The sequence below is a fragment of the Nonomuraea longicatena genome (assembly GCF_039525605.1).
GTDB lineage: Bacteria > Actinomycetota > Actinomycetes > Streptosporangiales > Streptosporangiaceae > Nonomuraea > Nonomuraea longicatena.
On record NZ_BAAAHQ010000048.1, the window covers coordinates 14,511 to 34,044 of the forward strand.

The 19,534-nt window shown below is 72.1% G+C and carries 18 protein-coding genes; 8 read left to right on the forward strand and 10 right to left on the reverse strand.

What is annotated here, in order from left to right; translation table 11 throughout:
• The 9 genes from ABD120_RS35005 to ABD120_RS35045 form a co-directional block, all read right to left on the reverse strand.
• On the reverse strand, positions 1-715 hold a 715-nt coding region (locus ABD120_RS35005), incomplete at its 3' end, for a M56 family metallopeptidase (RefSeq protein ID WP_343954623.1).
• 28 nt (positions 716-743) lie between these two features.
• Positions 744-1,118: a BlaI/MecI/CopY family transcriptional regulator gene (locus tag ABD120_RS35010; RefSeq protein WP_343954624.1), complete on the reverse strand. Its 375-nt coding sequence runs from the start codon at positions 1,116-1,118 to the stop codon at positions 744-746.
• 18 nt (positions 1,119-1,136) lie between these two features.
• Positions 1,137-1,886 carry a (2Fe-2S)-binding protein gene (locus tag ABD120_RS35015; protein ID WP_343954625.1) on the reverse strand — a complete coding sequence of 250 codons (750 nt, stop codon included), beginning with the start codon at positions 1,884-1,886 and terminating at the stop codon, positions 1,137-1,139.
• A gap of 19 nt (positions 1,887-1,905) precedes the next feature.
• Positions 1,906-3,561: an ABC transporter ATP-binding protein gene (locus tag ABD120_RS35020; RefSeq protein ID WP_343954626.1), complete on the reverse strand. Its 1,656-nt coding sequence runs from the start codon at positions 3,559-3,561 to the stop codon at positions 1,906-1,908.
• The gene (locus ABD120_RS35025) at positions 3,558-4,385 is read right to left on the reverse strand and encodes an ABC transporter permease (protein WP_343954627.1); all 828 of its coding nucleotides are present in this window, start codon (positions 4,383-4,385) and stop codon (positions 3,558-3,560) included. Before ABD120_RS35025 ends, ABD120_RS35020 begins: the two co-directional genes overlap by 4 nt.
• Complete coding sequence (locus tag ABD120_RS35030; RefSeq protein WP_343954628.1) at positions 4,382-5,299, reverse strand: ABC transporter permease; 918 nt, start codon at positions 5,297-5,299, stop codon at positions 4,382-4,384. The genes ABD120_RS35025 and ABD120_RS35030 overlap by 4 nt, the downstream gene beginning before the upstream one ends.
• Positions 5,296-6,882: an ABC transporter substrate-binding protein gene (locus ABD120_RS35035; RefSeq protein WP_343954629.1), complete on the reverse strand. Its 1,587-nt coding sequence runs from the start codon at positions 6,880-6,882 to the stop codon at positions 5,296-5,298. The genes ABD120_RS35030 and ABD120_RS35035 overlap by 4 nt, the downstream gene beginning before the upstream one ends.
• 74 nt (positions 6,883-6,956) lie before the next feature.
• Positions 6,957-7,892 carry a sugar kinase gene (locus ABD120_RS35040; RefSeq protein ID WP_343954630.1) on the reverse strand — a complete coding sequence of 312 codons (936 nt, stop codon included), beginning with the start codon at positions 7,890-7,892 and terminating at the stop codon, positions 6,957-6,959.
• Positions 7,889-8,650, reverse strand: a complete 762-nt coding sequence (locus tag ABD120_RS35045; RefSeq protein WP_343954631.1) for an IclR family transcriptional regulator — start codon at positions 8,648-8,650, stop codon at positions 7,889-7,891. Before ABD120_RS35045 ends, ABD120_RS35040 begins: the two co-directional genes overlap by 4 nt.
• A gap of 149 nt (positions 8,651-8,799) precedes the next feature.
• Between ABD120_RS35045 and ABD120_RS35050 the strand changes: the two genes are divergently transcribed.
• The 8 genes from ABD120_RS35050 to ABD120_RS35085 all read left to right on the forward strand — a co-directional run bounded on the left by ABD120_RS35050 (position 8,800) and on the right by ABD120_RS35085 (position 18,226).
• Complete coding sequence (locus ABD120_RS35050; protein ID WP_343954632.1) at positions 8,800-10,011, forward strand: extracellular solute-binding protein; 1,212 nt, start codon at positions 8,800-8,802, stop codon at positions 10,009-10,011.
• The gene (locus tag ABD120_RS35055) at positions 10,008-10,901 is read left to right on the forward strand and encodes a carbohydrate ABC transporter permease (protein WP_343954633.1); all 894 of its coding nucleotides are present in this window, start codon (positions 10,008-10,010) and stop codon (positions 10,899-10,901) included. The genes ABD120_RS35050 and ABD120_RS35055 overlap by 4 nt, the downstream gene beginning before the upstream one ends.
• The gene (locus ABD120_RS35060; RefSeq protein WP_343954634.1) at positions 10,898-11,710 is read left to right on the forward strand and encodes a carbohydrate ABC transporter permease; all 813 of its coding nucleotides are present in this window, start codon (positions 10,898-10,900) and stop codon (positions 11,708-11,710) included. Before ABD120_RS35055 ends, ABD120_RS35060 begins: the two co-directional genes overlap by 4 nt.
• A 276-nt stretch (positions 11,711-11,986) precedes the next feature.
• Positions 11,987-12,466 (forward strand): shikimate kinase, encoded by a 480-nt coding sequence (locus tag ABD120_RS35065; protein WP_343954635.1) that lies wholly within the window; start codon positions 11,987-11,989, stop codon positions 12,464-12,466.
• Positions 12,467-12,476: 10 nt separating this feature from the next.
• On the forward strand, positions 12,477-13,022 hold the full coding sequence (locus ABD120_RS35070) for a GNAT family N-acetyltransferase (RefSeq protein WP_343954636.1): 546 nt from the start codon (positions 12,477-12,479) through the stop codon (positions 13,020-13,022).
• Positions 13,023-13,120: 98 nt separating this feature from the next.
• Positions 13,121-16,516, forward strand: coding sequence for a WD40 repeat domain-containing serine/threonine protein kinase (locus ABD120_RS35075; RefSeq protein WP_343954637.1), 3,396 nt, complete (start codon positions 13,121-13,123; stop codon positions 16,514-16,516).
• Positions 16,517-16,558: 42 nt separating this feature from the next.
• Positions 16,559-17,665 carry a winged helix DNA-binding domain-containing protein gene (locus ABD120_RS35080; RefSeq protein ID WP_343954638.1) on the forward strand — a complete coding sequence of 369 codons (1,107 nt, stop codon included), beginning with the start codon at positions 16,559-16,561 and terminating at the stop codon, positions 17,663-17,665.
• 69 nt (positions 17,666-17,734) lie between these two features.
• Positions 17,735-18,226, forward strand: a complete 492-nt coding sequence (locus tag ABD120_RS35085; protein ID WP_343954639.1) for a DoxX family protein — start codon at positions 17,735-17,737, stop codon at positions 18,224-18,226.
• On the opposite strand, the gene ABD120_RS35090 is transcribed toward ABD120_RS35085, so the two are convergent.
• Positions 18,162-19,502: an MFS transporter gene (locus ABD120_RS35090; RefSeq protein WP_343954640.1), complete on the reverse strand. Its 1,341-nt coding sequence runs from the start codon at positions 19,500-19,502 to the stop codon at positions 18,162-18,164. The two genes, ABD120_RS35085 and ABD120_RS35090, sit on opposite strands and share 65 nt — an antisense overlap.
• Between the last annotated feature and the right edge of the window lie 32 nt (positions 19,503-19,534).

A 19,534-nucleotide genomic window follows, 5' to 3' on the forward strand; every position in this document is an offset into this window, starting at 1 on the left:
ACTGCACGCCGTTCATCTGCGGCATCCGGTAGTCGGCCAGGATGGCCGCCACGTCGTCGCCCCGCAGCTCCACCAGCCGCGCCAGCTCCTGCCGGGCCCGCACGAACAGCGGCACCGGCGGGAAGGCCCGCAGCAGCACGTCGGAGGCGGACAGCACCAGGTCGTGCCGTCCGCGCAGGTGCGCCCGCTCGTGCGCGAGCACCGCCGCCACCTGCTCGGCGCTGAGCGACTCCAGCGCCGCCGTGGTGATGACGGTCTGCGCGTGGCGCCCCGGCAGGCAGTAGGCGACCCGCTCGGTGTAGTCGATCACGACCGCGCCCAGGTCGCCGTCGTGCCTGCCGAGCAGCGTGAGCATCTCGGCGTGGTGGTGGCGCTCGCGCCGGGTACGCAACAGCACCCGCGCGCCCGACCAGAGCAACCGCCCGGCGATCAGCGCCGTCGCGGCCAGCCCCGCCCTGACCCAGGCCAGCGACAGGTCGGGCCACTCGGTGCACGCCTCGAAGAAGCGGGCCAGGCCGTGGCCGATCAGGTCGGTCGGCACGGCCAGCGACACCGCGGCGAGCAGCGCCGCCGCCACGACGGAGAAGCTCGCCGCCTGCCACAGGCCGATCGCCAGGCGCGGCGCCCGTGATGTCCACGCCGCCCGGAGGAGGACGCGCGGCAGCCACACCGCGGCGGCCACGGAGTACAGGGCGAGCACCGCCGCGACGGTCACGGGCGCGCCGCCGGGGCGGACGGACGGGTCATTCCTTGCGGCCCCTCGGCGGGAAGACCTGCAGCGCCGCCTCCAGCGCGCTGGCCTCCTCCGGGCTCAGCCGTTCGAGGAAGTGGACCAGGGTCGCCGCCTGGTTGCCGCTCGCGGCCAGGGAGTCGCGCATGAGCTCGGCCGTGTACGCCTCCTTGGAGGCGGTCGGCTCGTACACGTAGGCCCGGCCGACGGGTTTGCGCTTGAGCAGGCCCTTGGTGTGGAGTTTGTCCATCACGGTCATCACCGTCGTGTAGGCGATGTCCCGCTCTTTACGGAGATCTTCGAGGACCTCGCGCACCGAGGCTGGCTTGTGGTACGCCCACATCCGGTCCATGATCGTGGACTCGAGCTCTCCCAGGCCGCGCTTCATGGCGTTCATCGTAGCGAGTCAGTGCGGCACCACTCCTGCTGCCAGAACCCTGCGATAGTTGGCGATCCGGTCGGCGACGCTGTCCAGGCAGCAGCTCGAACACTTGGTCGCCTCTGCCGAGGTGTAATACAGGCAGCAGGTGCGCCGCAGGTAGAACAGTCCCTCGCGCTCGCCCTCCTGCAGCCGCACGACCTCGCCGAGCGGGTCCAGCACCGGCGCCGCCGCCAGGAACCGCTCGTAGGAGGCGTGCAACTGCCCGACGTCGCCGCCGAGGCGGCTGGCGATGCAGAACGCGGCCGCGCACCCGTGGGCCACACCGCCGTTGAGCTGGCGCATCCCGGCCTTGGTCCGCTCCCGCATCGAGGCGGCCAGCGGCAGCAGGTGCTCGTCCAGCACCCAGGACACGAGCGTGTCCAGCGAGCCCGGCCGCACGTCCGCCCGGCGCAGCCCGACCGCCTCGAAGCCGTGGTGCGGCGACAGCTTCACCACCACGTTGTGCGGCCGCATGTCCACGAGGACGTCGTCCAGCGCCCACGCCAGCAGCGCGGCGGCCGTGACCGTGCCCGAGTACACGGCCATGACGGTGAGGGCGGTGGCGTGTTCCGACACCTGGCCGCTGGCCACGCGCTCGGCCTCCAGAACCTGGCCGAGCTCGTCGGATCCGGGGTCGAGCAGCCGGTCGCAGGCCAGCCAGCCCTCCCCGGCGGGCTCGGTGTCGAGCCGGTACCTGTCGCCGAAGGACTCCAGACGGGAGAACACGTCCGTCACGGTGGGGACTCCTGTTCGTTCAGAGGTTGAGGAGTTCGCGGGTGTACGGGTGGGCGGGCTCGCGCGCCAGGTCGGCGGTCGCGCCCTGCTCGACGACCTCGCCGCCGCGCAGCACCACGATGCGGTCGCACGACTGGACGGCCTCGCCCAGGTCGTGCGTGACGAAGACGACGGCCAGACCGCGTTCGGTGGCCAGCGCGCGCAGCGTGGTGGCGATCCCGGCCCGGGTCGAGACGTCGAGCATCGAGGTGGACTCGTCCGCGATGAGCAGCACCGGGTCGTTCACCAGCGCGCGGGCGATCGACACCCGCTGCCGCTGCCCGCCGGACAACTGGCCGGGGTAGCGGCGCAGGAACTCCGTGTCGCACGGCAGCCCGGCCGCCTCCAGGGCCGACAGCACGCGCCGCTCGCGGTCGCCGGCCTTGGCGAGCACCAGCGGCTCGCCCACCAGCGCGCCCACGCGCATGCCCGGGTGCAGCGAGTCGTACGGGTCCTGGTGCACGAAGCCGACGCGCTGCTGGATGCGCCGCAGCGCCCGGCCCTTGCGGGCGGTCAGCTCCTCGCCGCCGATCACGACCCGGCCCGCCGTCGGCTTGATCAGCCCGAGCGTGATGCGGGCCAGCGTGGACTTGCCGGAACCGCTCTCGCCGACCAGGCCGACGATCTCGCCGGTGCAGACCTCCAGGTCCACGCCCTTGAGCGCCTCGACGCCGCGCCGCTCGTACACGTGGCGGATCCCGGTCAGCCGGGCCGCCGTCTCGCCGCACGGCACCGTGGCGCGCGGCACCAGCGGGTAGGCGCCCTCGCCCGGGTTGTGGCAGGCCAGGCCGTCCACCAGGGGCGGCTGCTCGCTGCGGCAGATCTCCAGTGCGCGCGGGCAGCGCGGCGCGAACCGGCAGCCGTCCGGGGCCTGGCCGAGCGCGGGGGCCGCGCCGGGCACGCTGCCCCACGGCACCTCCCGGTCGGTCGCCGGGGTCGCCGTGAGCAGCCCCAGCGTGTACGGGTGCCGCGCCGGCGCGCCCTTCTGCCGCACCTCCGCCAGCCGTCCCGCGTACATGACCGCGACCCGGTCGGCGTACGGGGCGATGGCGGCCAGGTCGTGCGAGACGACGAGCAGGCCGATGCCGAGCGACGACAGCAGGGTCAGCACCTGCCGCTGGATGATGGCGTCGAGCCCGGTCGTGGGCTCGTCGGCGACGAGCAGGTCGGGCTCCCCGGCCAGGGCGAGCGCGATGGCGACCCGCTGCCGCTGCCCGCCGGACATCTCGTGCGGGTAGCAGCCGAGGTGCTCGGTCTTGAGCCCGACCCGGTCGAGCAGGTCGGCGGGGGCGGCGGTGCCGCCGTGCAGCGCCAGCATCTCCTCAAGCTGCCTGCGCACCTTGTGCACGGGGCTGAGCCCGGTCATGGCGCCCTGGGGCACGATCGCCACCCGGCGCCCGCGCACCCCGGCCCAGTCGGTACGCCGGGCGAGGTCGTCGTCGCCGAGCAGCGCGGAACCGCTCACCTGCGCGCCGGGCGGCAGCAGCCCGAGCAGCGCGCGGGCCAGCGACGTCTTGCCGCAACCGCTCTCGCCGACGAGGGCGACGACCTCGCGCTCGCCGATCTCCAGGCTGACCCGGTCGACGGCGGCGTGGCCGTGGTAGCTGACGGACAACTCGTTGATGGTGAGAGTCACGCCTTCACCTCCTTCAGCGCCGGGTTGAGCCGGTCTTCGACGGAGACGCCGATCAGCGCCAGCGACAGCACCGTCAGCGTGATCGCGAGGCCGGGCGGCAGCGCCCACCACAGCCACGCCTCGGAGAGGAACACCCCGTTGACCTGCACCCAGTACAGGGTGGTGCCCCAGCTCGGCGAGGTGGGGTCGCCCAGGCCGAGGAACGACAGGGTGGCGTCGTAGATGATCACCCGCATCGCGGACCTGACGAACACCGGGATCAGCAGCGGCCCGATCAGGTAGGAGCCGTGCCGCAGCAGCAGCCACCAGCGCGGCGCCCCCATGGCGCGGGCCACCTCCAGGTGCCCGCGCGCCCAGGCGGTCATGACGCCCGAGCGCAGCACGCGGGCGGGGACCGGCCACATGAGGATCGCGAGGATCGCCACCCTGATGCCGAAGGACTGCCCGAGGAAGGCGGCGGCCAGGATGAACAGGATGAGTTCCGGCAGGATGAGCATGACGTCGATCGAGCGCATGATCAGCCGCGACAGCCAGGGCGGGCCGATGCCCGCCATCCCGCCGATGACGGCCGCGAGCAGCGTGACGAGGGTCGCCACGATGAACCCGATGGCCAGTGAGGTCCCGGCGCCGATGAGAAGCTGGTCGAGCAGGCTGCGGCCGAGGTCGTCGGCGCCGAGCGGCACCCCGGGCCCGGGCGGCGCGTACGGCTCGGCGACCCGCGCCTTGCCGCCGTCCTCGGGAAGGAGCACTCCGTAGATCGCGGCGGCGACGATGAGGGCGAGGACGACGGCCCCGATCGTGCCCTGCCGTCCGAGGGCCTTCATCGTCTGGCCCTGGGGTCGATCAGCGGGTAGGTGGCGTCGGCGATCGCGTTCATCACGACCACCATCAGCATCAGCACCAGAAACGCCCCCTGGAGTAGCGGGTAGTCGCGGGCGGTGATCGCGTTGAACGTGAGCCGGCCGAGCCCGGGGTAGGCGAAGACGGTCTCGATCACGATGGATCCGGCGGCGAGGAAGCCGATCTCCATGAGCACGATCGTGTGGACGGGCAGCAGCGCGGGACGCAAAGCGTGCCTGCGCACGATCTGCCCGTCCGGGACGCCGCGGGCGTGCGCGTGCTGCACCGGCTCGCTGGTGAGCACGGTCAGCATGGACGAGCGGGTGTAGAGGAAGAAGTAGCCGAGCCCGGTGACCACCATGGTGGTCACCGGCAGGACCATCTGCTGCACGGTGCCGGCGCCGAAGGTCGGCAGCCACTGGAGCTGCACGCCGAACAGCACGATGAGCAGCATGCCGAGCCAGAAGGAGGGCATGGAGTCGAGCACGATCGCGGTGCCGAGCAGTCCGGCGCCCTTGCCCTTGCGCCGCCGCAGCGCGCCGAGCACGCCGAGCATGACACCGAGGACGGCGGTGACGACGATGCTGGTGCCGACCAGCATCAGCGTCCAGGGCAGCGCCTCGCCGATGGCCTCGGCGACCGGGCGGCCGTCGGCCAGGGAGGTACCGAGGTCGAGGGTGAAGACGCCCTTGAGGTAGGTGAGCAGTTGTTCGTGCAGCGGCTGGCCGAAGCCGTAGAGCTGGGCGAGCTGCGCGCGCTCGTCGTCGGTGAGCCGGGACAGGGCTTCCGGGCTGCCGATGAGCTTCATCGGCCCGCCGGGCAGCGCGCGGGGGAGCAGGAAGTTGAGCAGCAGCGCGATCACGAGGACCGCGCCGTACTCAAGGAGACGCGACTTCATCCGACGAACGAGCCCTTGTGGAGGATGCCGAGGCCGTTCTGCCAGACCCAGCCGCTGTAGGTGTCCTTGCGGTAGGCGTAGGCGCCGTTGCGGTAGTAGAGGGTGACGAACGGCATCTGCTCGGCCACCTGCTTCTGGAGCTTGCCGGTGGCGACGGCCCGCTCCTCCATCGTGGTGGTGGCCTTGAGCTCGGCGATCGTCTTGTCGACGGCCGCGTTCTCGAAGCCGCCGATGTTGAGGGTGCCGTCCTCCGGGTCGGAGGCGAACAGTCGGACGATGTCCGAGCTGGTCTGCATGATCGGCGCCGACCAGCCCCACATGGTCAGGTCGTAGTTGCGGCCCTTCTTGACGTCGTACTCGGGCCAGACCTTGGCGTCGAGCGAGTCCGGGTCGAGCGAGCTGATCTTGACGGCGACGCCGACGTTCTTGAGCATGTCGCGGATCAGCTCGGCGCTGCGCAGCCGGTCGGTCGAGGTGCTCTGGACGAGCAGTTCGTAGCTCATCGGCTTGCCGTCGAGGACGCGGACGCCGTCGGGGCCGGGCTTGGCGCCGAGCGCGTCGAGTTCGCTCTTGGCGGCGGCGACGTCGAACACCGGCGGCTGCGGGGCGCCCTTGACGGGCGCCTGCGGGTGCACGAAGCCGGGGTCGCCGACCGTGCCCTGGCCGAGCAGGGCGGTCTTGACCAGGTCCTGGACGTCGATGGCCTTGGCGATCGCGCGCCTGACCTCGGCCTTGTCGAAGGGCGCCCGGGTGGTGTTGAACTGCAGCATCGTGGAGGCGAACTCGGTGCCCTCGGCGATGGCGAGGTTCGGCTGCTGCTTGAGGGCGTTGCTCTGCTGCGGCGGAACGTTCCGAACCGACAGCGAGACCTCGCCGGTGCGCAGCGCGGCGAACTGGGTGGTCTCCTGCGGGATGACGTTCACCTTGATGGTGTCGACCTTGGGCTTGCCCCCGAAGTAGCCGGAGTTGGCGGTGAAGGTGTAGCCGCGTTCCTTCTCGTAGCCGGTCAGTTTGAAGGGCCCGGTGCCGACGGCCTTGTCGACGCCGGCCTCGTTGACCTTGGTCACCGACTCCCACAGGTGCTTGGGCAGCATCGACAGGTCGGTGAGCACGCGCATGGGGAACTCGGGGTCGGGGGAATCGAGGGTGATCGTCAGGGTGTCGCCGTCGGCGGTGACGCTTTCGACCGAGCGCACGTCGATGCTGGAGTCGCCGGACATGTTCTTCTTGAAGAACTCCACGCTGAACACCGCGTCGGCGGCGGTGAACGGCTTGCCGTCCTGCCAGGTGACGCCGGTGCGGAGGGGGAGTCTGAAGACCTTGTTGTCGGTGGTCTCCAGGGCGGTGGCGAGCAGGGGCTCGGCCTTGTCGCCCTTCTGGATCAGCAGCGTGTCGAAGACGAGCTTGACCAGATTGTCACCGGGGTACCCGGACTCGTTGGTGAAGGGGGTGAGCGTACCCTCGTCAGAGGAGACGGCGATGGTCACGGTCTTGGCCTGCTGGGCGCCCGGCGTCTGGGCCGCAGGGGTGCCACCACACGCGGCCAGCGCGATCACCAGGCCCAACGCCGTCGCTGTTCGCATGGACATAAAACCTCCGGGGGGTATGCGAGGTTGGTGGTGGCACTCTAGCCGTGAATTCCGATGATGAGTAGTAGCTAGCGGCTGACTCCGTCGGCGGCCGGTCCGAGAAGGCGCAGATCCCGGCGGGTCGGCAGGCTCTCCCAGTCGCCCTGGGAGGTCACCGCGAAGGCTCCGGCGGCGCAGGCGGTGCGCAAGCGGGCCTCGGCGTCGGCGCCCGCGAGCCAGTCGGCCAGCCACCCGGCCGCGAACGCGTCCCCGGCGCCCACGGGGTCCACCTCCGTCACCCGGTACGGCTCGGCGTGCCGTACCACCCCGTCGGACAACTCCATCGCCCCCCGTGCGCCGAACTTCAGCAGCACGTGCCGCACCCCGAGCGCCCGCGCCAGCTCGACCGGCTCCGCGAGGTCGGCGATCAGGCGGGCCTCGGCCTCGGTCGCGAACACCACGTCCACGTCCGCGACGACCGAGCGCAGCCACGCGCCCGCCTCCTGCGGCGTCCAGAGCGCCTTGCGGTAGTTCACGTCGAGCGAGACCAGCGCCCCGGCCGCGCGGGCCACGTCGATGGCATGCCGTACGGTCGCCCGCGCCGACTCCGACAGCGCGGGCGTGATCGCCGAGACGTGCAGCACCCGCGCCGCGCCGATCAGGTCGGTGTCCAGGTCGCCGGGCGACAGGCGGGAGCCCGCGCTGTCCCTGCGGTAGTAGCGCACGTCGACGCGGTCGGCGGTGCGCCTGCCCTTGATCATCAGTCCGGTGGGCACGTCGGGGTCGGTGACGGCGCGGACCTCGACCCGCTCGGCCCGCAGCGTGGAGGTGATCAGCTCGCCGAACTCGTCCTCGCCCACCCGGCCCATCCAGGCCGAGGAGTGGCCGAGGCGGCGCACGCCGATGGCCACGTTCGACTCCGCGCCGCCGAGCCCGAGGTCGAAGTCGCGGGCGAAGCGCAGCGGCCCTGTCCGCCTGGCGGCGAACAGGGCCATCGTCTCGCCGAAGGTCACCAGCTCTGTCATCGTGTCGAACCCAGCTTTCTCGATATGCGGGCGGCCGCCTCGGCCACCATCGGCCCGAGGTCCCGCACCCGCGCCGCCGTGATGCGCGAGGTGAGACCGGAGACCGAGATGGCGGCGGAGACCGTGTTGGCGTGGTTGAACAGGGGGGCGGCGACGCAGCGCACCTCGGGCTCGTTCTCGCGGTCGTCCACGGCGTACCCGCGCTGCCTGATCTTGGCGAGGTCGCGGCGCAGGCCGTCGGGGTCGGTGATCGTGTACTTGGTGCGGGCCGGCAGTTCCTCCGGCAGGGCCTCGTCGGGCTGCCAGGCGAGGATCGCCTTGCCGACGGCCGTGCAGTGCAGCGGGCCCCGGCTGCCGATGCGGGAGGCCATGCGGACGGTGGCCTGGTTCTCGACCTTGTCGATGTAGACGACGTGCGGCGGGTCGTAGACGACGAGGTGTACGGTCTCGCCCGCGGCGGCGAGCAGTTGGCGGGCCTCGTCGGAGGCGACCGCGCGCAGGTCGAGCGAGGCGAGGTAGCTCTGGCCGAGCGCCAGTGTGCCGTGGCCGAGCCGGTAGGCGCCGGTCCTGCGGCAGCGTTCCAGCAGCCTGCTCTCCACGAGCGGGGTGGCCAGGCGCAGCACGGTGCTCTTGGTGAGGTCGAGGGCGTCGGACAACTGGGTGAGGGTCAGCCCGCCTCCGGGGTGGGCGTGGTCGCGGACGTACTCCAGCACCGCCAGGGCGCGCCGGAGCGAGGCGGACTGATTGCGTTCGGGCACCCTGCCAAAAATACGGCGCATGTCGTTCGGTGTCATTTCTGCGGCACGGCGTTGTGCATTGCACAACAAGTCATGACAGGTCTTCACGACCGCCGGTCGGCTTCCTAGTGTCTGCGCAGGAGGTAATAGTGAAGGTTGTTTACTGTGCTGTGGCTCTGCTAGCGCTCGCGGCATGCGCGCCCTCCACCGCCCCCGCCTCCGGCGGCGGCGACGAGAAGACCGGCACGCTGCGGGTTTGGCTCTACGACGAGCCCAACCGCGCTCCCAAGGACAAGGTGGTCGCCGAGGCGATCAAGGAGTTCACCGCGTCACGACCCGACGTCAAGGTCGAGGTCACCCACGTCCCCACCACCCCCGCCCGCCACGAGAAGTTCAAGGGCGCCTTCAACGACCCGGCCAGCGCCCCCGACGTGGCCGAGTTCGGCAACACCGACCTCGCCGAGTACGCCGCCGCGGGTGGCTTCGCCGAGATCGACCTGACCGGCCTCGACGTGAGCCCGGAGCAGGTCGAGTCGGTCACCGTCGACGGCAAGACGTACGGCCTGCCGTGGTTCATCGGCGTCCGCGCCCTGTACTACCGCACCGACGTCTTCGAGGAACTCGGCCTCAAGCCGCCGACCTCGATCGGCGAGCTCACCGAGACCGCCCGCACGATCCGCAAGAAGAAGCCCGACCTGTACGGCATCGCCGTCGGCGGCGAGTACACCTACGGCTCCCTGCCGTTCCTGTGGAGCGGCGGCGGCGAGATCACCAGCCTCGACAGCCCCGGCTCGCGCAAGGGCGTCAAGGCGTACACGGACCTGATGACGGACGAGATCTGCCCGCCGCAGGCGTGCGCGTCGCTGACCGGCGGCAAGACCGTCGAGCTGTTCGCCAGCGGCAAGGCCGCCATGGGCATCCTCGGCAACTTCAGCCGCTCGGCCGTCGAGGCGGGCGCGGCGGCGGGCAAGTGGGCCGTCGTCCCGGTGCCCGGCTTCGACAAGGGCTCGTACGCGCCGGTGTTCGCCGGAGGCAACAACCTCGGCGTCATGAAGAGCGCCAAGCACCGTACCCTCGCCCTGGAGTTCGTCAAGCTTCTCGGCGGCAAGGCGTACCAGGCCAAGATGTACGACGCGATGGGCAACATTCCGACGCTCACCGCCGCCAGGGAGGAACTGGCCGCCAAGGACGCCTTCGTCCGGCCCTTCCTCGACGGCGTCGCCAAGGGCACCAAGTTCGTGCCCCTCGACCCTGCCTGGGTGAAGATCGACAACGGCAAGGTCATCCCGACCATGTTGCAGAAGGTCGCCACCAAGAAGGCCACGGTGGAGGAGGCGACCACAGAGGCCGCCGCCGCCGTGAAGACCGCCTTCGGCCAGTGACGCGTTCCAAGGGCGTCAAGCGCACGCTGCGGCCGTGGGTGTACCTGCTGCCCACGGCCGCGGTGCTCATCCCGCTGCTCGCCTACCCGTTGTACATGCTCGGCCTGCTGTCGCTGTTCGACTACCGGCAGGAGCAGGTCAGCGGCGGCGAGCCCACCACCTTCCTGGGGCTCGGCAACTACACGAGGTTGCTGTCGGACGGCCGGTTCTGGGAGGTGCTCGTCCAGACGGTCGGTTTCGCCGCCGCGCTCGTGGCGGGCACCCTGTTCGTGGGGGCGGCGCTGGCCATCGTCATGGACCGGGCCGCGCCGTGGGCGCGGACGGCGCTGGCGCTCGCGGCCCTGGCCGCGTGGGCCGCGCCCGCCATGACCGGCTCGACGGTCTGGATGTTCCTGTTCGACGCCGATCTCGGCCTGGTCAACCAGGTGCTCGGGATCGACGGCTACAACTGGTTCTACGACAGGTGGGTCACCTTCGGCGTCGTCGGCGCGACGGTCGTGTGGCACTCCTTCCCGTTCGTCATGGTCACGTTGTACGCGGGGATGCGCGCCATCCCGGACGAGGTCCTGGAGGCGGCGTCGCTCGACGGCGCCTCGCCCGTGCGCGCCTTCCGGCTGATCGTGCTGCCCATGCTCCGGCCGCTGGTCACGATCGTGGTCATCCAGTCGATCATCTGGAACTTCAAGATCTTCACCCAGATCTACATCATGACCGCCGGCGGGGGGATCGCCGGGCAGAACACCGTCCTGAACGTGTACGCCTTCCAGACCGCGTTCGGCTCCTCCGAATACGGGCTCGGCGCCGCCATCGGCGTGGTGATGACGCTGATCCTGCTCGTCGTCACGCTCGTCTACATCAGGGCGTTGTACCGGAGTGGGGAGAAGCTGTGAGACGCCTGGCCAACATCCTCGCCGTCGCCGCGGCGCTGGTGACCGCCTTCCCGATCTACTGGATGGTGCTGTCGGCGATCAAACCGGCCGGTGAGATCCAGTCGCTGGACGTCAGCCTCTGGACGGCCAACCCCACCCTCGACCACTTCGTCCGGGTCATCACCGGGGAGGGCTTCGGCCGCTACTTCCTCAACAGCGCGATGATCACGCTGGCGGTGGTGGTGCTGTCGGCGGGAGTGAGCTTCCTGGCGGCCGTGGCGCTGACCCGCTTCAAGTTCCGGTTCAGGACGACCGTGCTGATCATGTTCCTCGTGGCGCAGATGGTGCCGGTCGAGGCGCTGACGATCCCGCTGTTCTTCGTCGTCAGGGACATGGGGATGCTCAACACGCTCTGGGCGCTGGTGGCGGTGCAACTGGCGTTCACGCTGCCGTTCTCGATCTGGATGATGCGCGGGTTCGTCGCCGCGGTGCCGGAGGCGCTGGAGGAGGCGGCGATGATCGACGGCGCGAGCCGGTTCACGGTGCTGTGGCGGATCCTGTTCCCGCTGGTGGCGCCGGGGCTGGTGGCCAGCAGCGTGTTCGCGTTCATCGTGGCGTGGAACGACTTCGTGTTCGCGCGCACGTTCATCATCTCGGCGAAGGACAACCAGACGCTGCCGGCGGCGCTGCTGGTCTTCTTCAAACCGGACGAGAACGACTGGGGCGGCATCATGGCCGCGTCCACGCTGATGACGATCCCGGTCCTGATCTTCTTCGTCGCGGTCCAGCGGCGGCTGATCTCGGGTCTCGGCGGCGCCGTCAAACACTGAATCTCCGTTACGGCCGGCCTGGCCGGCGCCTCCCGCCGTCCTCGCCGACGGCCTCCAGGGCGCTACCCCTCTGACCGCTCCCCACCGTGACGACGCCCTGTTACGCCCTCGGGCGGCTTAGAAGGCGTCGTCTCGGCGGGGACGGGGTGCGGTGGGTGGCGCCCTGGAGGCCCTTGGCGCGGGGCGGTGGGAGGGGGTGGGCGGGGCTGGCCGTAACGGAGGGCGGAGCAGAGGGGGCGGGATCGGCGGGAGAGTGATGTGACTACAGTTGCCCCCATGGTGGGGCATATCGTGATGATCGGGCTCATGGGGTCCGGGAAGAGCACCGTCGGGCGGCTGCTGGCCGAGCGGCTCGGCGTGGAGTTCAGCGACAGCGACGCCTACCTTCAGGCCGTCCACGGCCTGAGCGCCCGTGAGATCGCCGCCCGGGACGGCGCCGATGTGCTGCACGAGCACGAGGCCGAGCACGTGCTCGCCGGGCTGTCCGGCCCGCCGCAGGTCATCGCCGCCGCCGCCAGCACCGTCGAGGACCCCCGCGTCCGCGACGCCCTGCGCCGGGCGTTCACGGTCTGGGTGGACGCCCCCGACGACGTCCTGGCCCGGCGCATGCGCTCCGGCGACCACCGGCCGGACTTCGCCCCCGCCGCCATGCGCGCCCGCCGCGAGCCCCACTTCCGCGAGGTCGCCACTCTCCGCCTGGACGTCTCCACCGCCAGCCCGGAGGAAAGCGTCGAAAGCGTTTGCGAGGCTCTGTAGGTTGAGTGCCATGTTCGCTGTCAAACCCACCCTCGTCGGCGAGCGCGTCACACTGCGCCCGGTCGGCCCGGACGACCTCGACGGCCTGGTCGAACTCGTCGAGGACGAGGAGGGCGCCCGCCTGACGGGCTCGCACGCCTCCGGCTGGTCCCGCGAGGCGCTGCGGGAGTGGTACTCCACACGCGGTGCCGTCGAGGACCGCCTCGACCTGGCCGTCGTCGCCGACGGCGAGTACGTCGGCGAGGTCGTCCTCAACAAGCTCGACACCGATAACCTCTCCTGCAACCTGCGGATCGCCCTGGTCGGCCCGAGGGCGTTCGGCCGGGGTTACGGCACCGAGGCGTTGCGGCTGACCGTCGATCACGCCTTCCGATCGACTACGCTGCACCGGATCGGCTTGGAGGTGTACAACTTCAACGAGCGGGCCAGACATGTCTACAAGAAGGTCGGCTTCGTCGAGGAGGGGGTTCTCCGTGACGCTCTGCTCTGGGAGGGCCAGTGGTACGACGCGGTCGTGATGTCGGTCCTGCGCCCCGACTGGAAACCCCTGCCATAATGATCATGACGCACGGGTCCCTCGAGGCGCGCGAGGGACCTGTGGCGTTCGTTTTCCACAACCATTTCGGGTTTGTGCGCATCTAAGGGGCAGTGACGATGCGCTTGGTGCCTGGCGACCCCGAACGCCTCGGCGGTTACTGGATGGCCGGACGGCTCGGTGCGGGCGGTCAGGGTGTGGTCTACGACGCCTACGACGAGCACGGCCGCCGCTTCGCCGTCAAGGTGCTGCACGGCGGCGTCAGCGAGCAACTCGCCAAGGAGGCGAAGGCCGCCCGCCGCGCCGCCTCCTTCTGCACGGCCCGGGTCGTCGAGGTCGTCCTCGACGCCGAACGCCCCTACATCGTCAGCGAGTTCGTCGAGGGCCCCAACCTGCGCGAGGCCGTCGAACGCGACGGGCCCTACACCGGCGACGGCCTGCGCAGACTCGCCGTGGCGCTGGCCACCGCGCTGGCGGCGGTCCACGGCGCGGGCGTCGTCCACCGCGACCTGAAGCCGGAGAACGTCCTGCTCGGCCCCGACGGCCCGCGCGTCATCGACTTCGGCGTGGCCCGCACCGTCGACACCTCCAGCACCGGCTTCGTCGGGGGCACCCCGACGTACATGGCGCCGGAGGTCTTCACCGGCGCGAGCGCCGGCGCGCCCGCCGACGTCTTCGCCTGGGGCGGCGTGGTGCTGTACGCGGCCACGGGGGCCGACCCGTTCCAGGCCGAGAGCCTGGGCGCCGTCATGCACCGCGTCCTCACCGTCGACCCCGACCTGGACGCCCTCGACGAGCCCATGCGCGAACTGGTCGGCAGCGCCCTCGCCAAGTCCCCCGACGGCCGCCCCGCCGCCCGCGACCTGCTGCTCGCCCTGCTCGGCAGCGCCGAACCCGAGGCCGGCGCCGAACTCGCCGCCGTGATCCGGCCGCCGAGCGGCATGTCCGGCGCGCGGCCGCTCGGCGAGGTGGCCGAGGAGGTCTACGCCGCGCTCACCCCGCAGCAGCAGCAGGCGGTCCCCGGCATCCTGCTGCGGATGCTCGACGGCGAGGGCATGCGCCGCATCCCCCAGGCGGAGGCCGACAACCAGGACGTGCTGGCCCGGCTGGCCGACGCGGGACTGGTCGTGCGGCGCAGCATCCGGGTACGACCCGAGGACACCGAGACCGGCCGCCTGGTCGCGGTCTCCGACGACCAGGTCGCCCCCGCCAGCACCGCACTCTTCCACGCCTGGCCCCGGTTGCGCGCCTGGGTCGCCGACGACCGCGACGGCCTCGCCGTCCACGCCGAACTGCGCGCCGCCGCCCTCCGCTGGTCGGCGGGCCGCCGCAGACCCGGTGACCTCTACAGCGGCGGTGCCCTCGACACCGCGCTCGGCTGGGCCGCCACGACCCGCCGCCACCTCGACCTGAACGAGCTGGAGCGCGAGTTCCTCGACCGCAGCGTCGCCCTCGCCAGGCGCCGGGTCCGCATCAGAGGCGTCGCGCTGGCCGGGCTCGCCGCGCTGCTGGCCGTCGCGGTCTCCGCCTCGGTCCTCGCCGTACGGCAGAGCCGCGACCTCGGCGACCAGCTCGTCCACGCCAACGCCAGGGCGGTGGCCGCCCGCGCCGAGTCGTTGCGCGCCGCCGACCCGAAGGCCGCCATGCGGCTGAGCGTGGCCGCCTGGTCGCTGTCGCCCGTCTTCGAGGCCCGTACGGCGGTGCAGCGCTCGCTGGCCCAGCCCGAGGTCGCCCGCTTCACCGACCCCGAGGCCGACACGAGCGCCACCTACCAGCTCGCCGACGACGGCAGGAGTTTGCTGAAGCTGTCCGGCGACCGGGTCGTGAGCTGGGACCTGTCCTCCGGCGAGCCCACCAGGCTGCGCGTCACCGACGGCACCGCCCAGTCGGTGAGCCGCGACGGCAGGCGGGCGGCGGTCTCGCAGGGCGGCCGGGTCCGCATGGTCGATCTGGCCTCCGGCCAGCAGCTCGGTTCGGCCCGGCCGACCGGCGACCTGACCATGGTGGAGGCCGACGGGCGGCTGCTGTCCGTCGTCACCCGGACCAAGGTCGAGCTCTACCCGCGCGTCGGCGAGGGGATGCCCTTCGAGGTGGGCGACGGCAGGCTCGACGTCTCGCCGGACGGCCGCTGGGCCGCGCTCGGCCGCACCGACGGCCGGGTCGAGCTGTGGGACCTCGGCGAGCGCACCCTGAAGACCAGCCTGCGGGTGGATCCTCCGGTCACGGAGGACGCGGGGGCGCCCCCCGCCGCCTTCAGCCGCGACGGCGCCACGCTGGCGCTGACCGGCAGCGACGGGGTCACGATCGTCGAGACCGCCACCGGCCGCAAGGACCTGCTGGCCGGCCGCTCCGGTTCCGTCCATCCCGTCGTCTTCAGCCACGACGGCCGCTTCCTGGCCGAGCGCATGGACGCCGAGGACCGGCTGGGCCTGTGGCGGCTGGCCGACCGTACCTTCGCCGGGACGGTGCCCGCCCAGGACGCCGAGGACGTCGCCTTCTCCGGCGACGGCGGCGAGCTGCGCTACCTGACCCGCCGGGCCTCGGTGGTCACGCTCGACATCAGCGCCGTCGTCTCGCTGCCGCCCGACCCGGAGGGCCGCCCCGCCGACCTGTCGGCCTCGGCCCGGCTGTCGCCGGACGGGCGGGTGGCGGCCACCGAGCGCGCGGGCGCGATCGAGCTGACCGACCGGGCGAAGGGCGAGCAACTCGGCCGCATCCGGGGCACGGGCCGGCTGGCGTTCGGCGGCGGGGGCAGCCTGCTGGCGGTCGCGGGCGCCCCGGTCACGATCCACGAGGCGGCCACCGGCAAGCAGGTCGCCTCGCTCGACGTCGGCGTCGAGCACCCCGTCGTACAGTTGTCGCCCGACGGCGCGAGCCTCGCGGTGCAGCGCGGGCAGGCCGTCGAGCTGTGGAGCGTGGCCGAGCGGCGCAGGCTGCGCACGGTCGAGGGCGTCGTCGAGTCCGGCATCGACACCGAACTGGCCTTCAGCCCCGACGGCGCCACCCTGGCGGTCGGTCCCCACCTGGTCGAGACGGCCACCGGGCGGGTCGCCCGCGACCCCGCCGGCCTCGGCAGGCGGCAGTTGCGGGCGGTGTCCTTCAGCCCCGACGGCCGCCGGCTCGCCTACGTCTTCGACGGGGAGGGGCTGCTGATCCTCAAGGACCTGCGGACGGGCGCGGTCCGGCAGCTCACCGTGCCCGCCGGGTCCACGCTGGCCCGCTTCTCGCCGGACGGCGGGGTCCTCGCGGTCGGCGGCGGCGAGGCGGTCGAGCTGTGGCAGAGCGCCGACCTGCGCGAACTGGGCCGCGCCCCGCTCGACGACTACGTCTTCGACCTGGCCTTCAGCCCCGACGGGCGGCGGTTGTTCGGGCTGCAGCCCGGCGGGGCGGTCCAGGAGACTCCGGTCGATCCCGGGCTGATGGCCGCCCAGGTGTGCGCCCGCGCGGGCGGCCCGCTGTCCGAGGCCGAGTGGGCCGAGCTGATCCCCGAGGCGGAGTACCGGCGGAGCTGCTGAACGCGGAAGGTGATGTGCCGCGATCGCCTCTACTGTGGCGGTATGGAGCGTGTTCTCAGTACCAGGGCCCTCAACCGGGCCACGCTGGAGCGGCAGTTGCTGCTGAGCCGTACCGATCTGTCGGTGGTCGAGGTGGTCGAGCACCTGGGCGGCCTCCAGGCGCAGACGCCCCACACCTGGTACACCGGCCTGTGGAACCGCCTGCGGGACTTCGACCCGCATGAGGCGTCGGCGCTGCTGGAGGACCGTACGCTGGTGCGGCTCGCCCTCCAGCGCTCCACCATCCACCTGGTCACCGCCCGTGACGCGCTGGCGATGCGCCCGCTGCTCGACCCCGTGACCGAGCGGATGACCCGCTCCACGTTCGTCAGGCGGCTGGACGGCGTCGACCTCGACGAACTGGCCGAGGTGGGGCGCAAGCTGGCCGAGGAGCGGGCGCTGACCTTCGCCGAACTCGGTGCGGCGCTGGCCGCGCGCTGGCCGGGCAATGACGCGCACGCGCTGTCGCAGGTGGTGCGCTGGCTGGTGCCGCTGGTGCAGGTGCCGCCGCGCGGCCTGTGGGGGCGTGGCGGGCCGGTCGCCCACACCTCGGCGCAGGCGTGGCTGCAGCTCGACGAGCCGCCGATGACGGCGGCCGAACTGGTGCTGCGCTACCTGCGGGCGTTCGGGCCGGCGTCGGTCAAGGACGCGCAGACCTGGTCGGGGCTGACCCGGCTGGCCGAGGTGGTCGAGGGCCTGGACCTGGTCCGCTACCGGGGCGAGGACGGGCGGGTCCTGTACGACCTGCCCGGCCTGGAGTCGCCGCCCGAGGACATGCCGGTGCCGGTGCGGTTCATGTACGACTTCGACAACGCCTTCATCGGCCACGCGGACCGGTCGCGGGTGATCACCGAGGAGGGGGTGGCCGTGTCGGCGGCCTTCGCGAAGGCCAACGTGCAATGGCGGCTGATCCTCGTGGACGGTTTCACGGCGGGCGACTGGACCGTCGCGCGGGCCAAGGGCACCACGACGCTCACGATCCACCAGTGGCGCCCGTTCGCCGCACGGGACCTCGACGCGGCCGTCGCGGAGGGGGAGCGGCTGCTCGCGTTCCTCGCCCCCCGCGACCGCCACGAGATCGTCCCCGCCGTCGGGGCGTCCCGAGCCTGACTCCACCTGCTGTTGACACAATTGGATAGCTGCAGTATCTATAGTGTTGCTATCTAATTGGAGGTCGTCATGCAACCCGTCGTCGTCCTGGTGGTCGCCCTGCTGGTGTTCCGGGGGCTCGGCGCTCTCGGCGTGCGCCGGTTCGCCACGTGGCCCGCCGCAGGCGCCCACGCGCTGGCCGTGATGCTGGTGATCACGGCCGCCGCGCACTTCGTCCCCGAGAGTGTCACCGTCATGCCCAACCACGGGGACATGGTCCGCATGGTGCCGCCGTTCGTGCCGTTCCCCGGCGCGGTCGTCCTGCTCACCGGAGTCCTCGAACTGCTCGGCGCGGCCGGGCTGGTCACCACCCGCTTCCGGCGCCCCGCCGGGGTCGCGCTGGCCGTGCTGTTCCTGGCGATGCTCCCGGCCAACATCCACGCGGCGCTCGCCGAGGTGCCCATGGCCGGGCAAGCGGCCACGCCGCTGTGGCTGCGGGTGCCCGAGCAGATCGTGTTCATCGTCGTGGCGCTGTGGCCGCTTCGGGAACGCTCGGCCGTACCAGTGTGGGCAGCGCGCTGACGGCGGCCAGCAGGACGGCCGCCGCGAGCGCCGTCGTCGTCAGCCCGCCCACCTGCGCGATCGTCCCCAGTACGGCGATGCCGAGCGCGGCGCCGAGTTCCTGGCCCGTCTCCGAGATCCCGGCCGCCGCCCCCGCCCGCTCGGGCGGCGCGGTGGACAGGATGAGCGAGCCCGCGATCGTGCCGGTGACACCGGCGCCGAACGTCAGCACGGTGTACCCGGCGATGAACGGCCACACGCCGCCCGCCCCCGCCACGACCGCGAACCCCGCCGCCGTCGCCAGCAGCCCGCCCGCGAGGAGGGCGGTGGGCCGGATCCGGTCGGCCGCCCGCCCCGCGAGCCAGGCGCCCGCGAAGGTGCCCGCGAACGTCGGCAGTGCGTGCAGCGCGGCCGCCAGCGGGCTCAGCCCGTGCACGCCCTGCAAGTGTGCGAAGGCCAGCACGCCGAGGCCCGCCGCGGCCAGCGCGGTCACCGTGGCCGCGACCACGGCCACCGCGAAGCGCCGGTCGCGAAAGAGCGCCAGGTCGACGAGCGGGTGCGCGGCCCTGACCTGGATGCGCAGAAAGACCAGCGCGAACACCGCCCCGAGTACGGCCGCCGCCGCGCCGCCCGCCGTGAGGCCGTCGGCGACGGTCTCCTTCATCGCGAACACCAGGCACAGCACGGCCGCCAGTGACGTGGCCGCGCCCGCTAGGTCGAAGCCGCGCGGGGCGGGGTCGCGCGACTCCGGCACCGTGAAGGGCGCCGCCAGCACCAGCACGGCCATCACGGGCACGTTGACGAGGAACACCGAGCCCCACCAGAAGTGCTCCAGCAGCAGCCCGCCCACGACCGGCCCGGCGACGCTCCCGCCGGTGAAGGCCACCGTCCAGGCGCCGACCGCGCGCCGCCGCCGGTCCTCGTCGGCGTACATGCCCCGGATCAGCGAGAGCGTCGAGGGGGCCAGCGTGGCGCCGCCGATGCCGAGCAGCGCGCGGCCCGCGATGAGGAGTTCGGGGGTGCCGGCGTACGCGATCGCGAGCGAGGCGGCGCCGAACAGGCCGGCGCCGATCAGGAGCAGGCGCCTGCGCCCGATCCGGTCGCCGACGCCGCCCATGGTGACCAGCAGTCCGGCCATGACGAAGCCGTAGACGTCCATGATCCACAGCCATTGGCCGGGGGTCGGCTCCAACTCCCTGGACAGGGTCGGGCCGGCCACGAACAGGATCGACAGATCCATCGAGACCAGCATGGCGGGCAGCAGGAGCACGGGCAGGCCGAGCCGATGAGGTCGCATGGGGCTGATCGTACGTCCGTACAAATCCGTGT

What these genes read in the sequence shown, in the direction of transcription:
- ABD120_RS35010 (WP_343954624.1), bottom strand. Translation starts at nt 1,118, where the DNA reads ATGAAGCGCGGCCTGGGAGAGCTCGAGTCCACGATCATGGACCGGATG.
- ABD120_RS35025 (WP_343954627.1), bottom strand. Translation starts at nt 4,385, where the DNA reads ATGAAGGCCCTCGGACGGCAGGGCACGATCGGGGCCGTCGTCCTCGCC.
- ABD120_RS35030 (WP_343954628.1), bottom strand. Translation starts at nt 5,299, where the DNA reads ATGAAGTCGCGTCTCCTTGAGTACGGCGCGGTCCTCGTGATCGCGCTG.
- ABD120_RS35035 (WP_343954629.1), bottom strand. Translation starts at nt 6,882, where the DNA reads ATGCGAACAGCGACGGCGTTGGGCCTGGTGATCGCGCTGGCCGCGTGT.
- ABD120_RS35040 (WP_343954630.1), bottom strand. Translation starts at nt 7,892, where the DNA reads ATGACAGAGCTGGTGACCTTCGGCGAGACGATGGCCCTGTTCGCCGCC.
- ABD120_RS35065 (WP_343954635.1), top strand. Translation starts at nt 11,987, where the DNA reads ATGGTGGGGCATATCGTGATGATCGGGCTCATGGGGTCCGGGAAGAGC.
- ABD120_RS35070 (WP_343954636.1), top strand. Translation starts at nt 12,477, where the DNA reads ATGTTCGCTGTCAAACCCACCCTCGTCGGCGAGCGCGTCACACTGCGC.
- ABD120_RS35075 (WP_343954637.1), top strand. Translation starts at nt 13,121, where the DNA reads ATGCGCTTGGTGCCTGGCGACCCCGAACGCCTCGGCGGTTACTGGATG.
- ABD120_RS35080 (WP_343954638.1), top strand. Translation starts at nt 16,559, where the DNA reads ATGGAGCGTGTTCTCAGTACCAGGGCCCTCAACCGGGCCACGCTGGAG.
- ABD120_RS35085 (WP_343954639.1), top strand. Translation starts at nt 17,735, where the DNA reads ATGCAACCCGTCGTCGTCCTGGTGGTCGCCCTGCTGGTGTTCCGGGGG.
- ABD120_RS35090 (WP_343954640.1), bottom strand. Translation starts at nt 19,502, where the DNA reads ATGCGACCTCATCGGCTCGGCCTGCCCGTGCTCCTGCTGCCCGCCATG.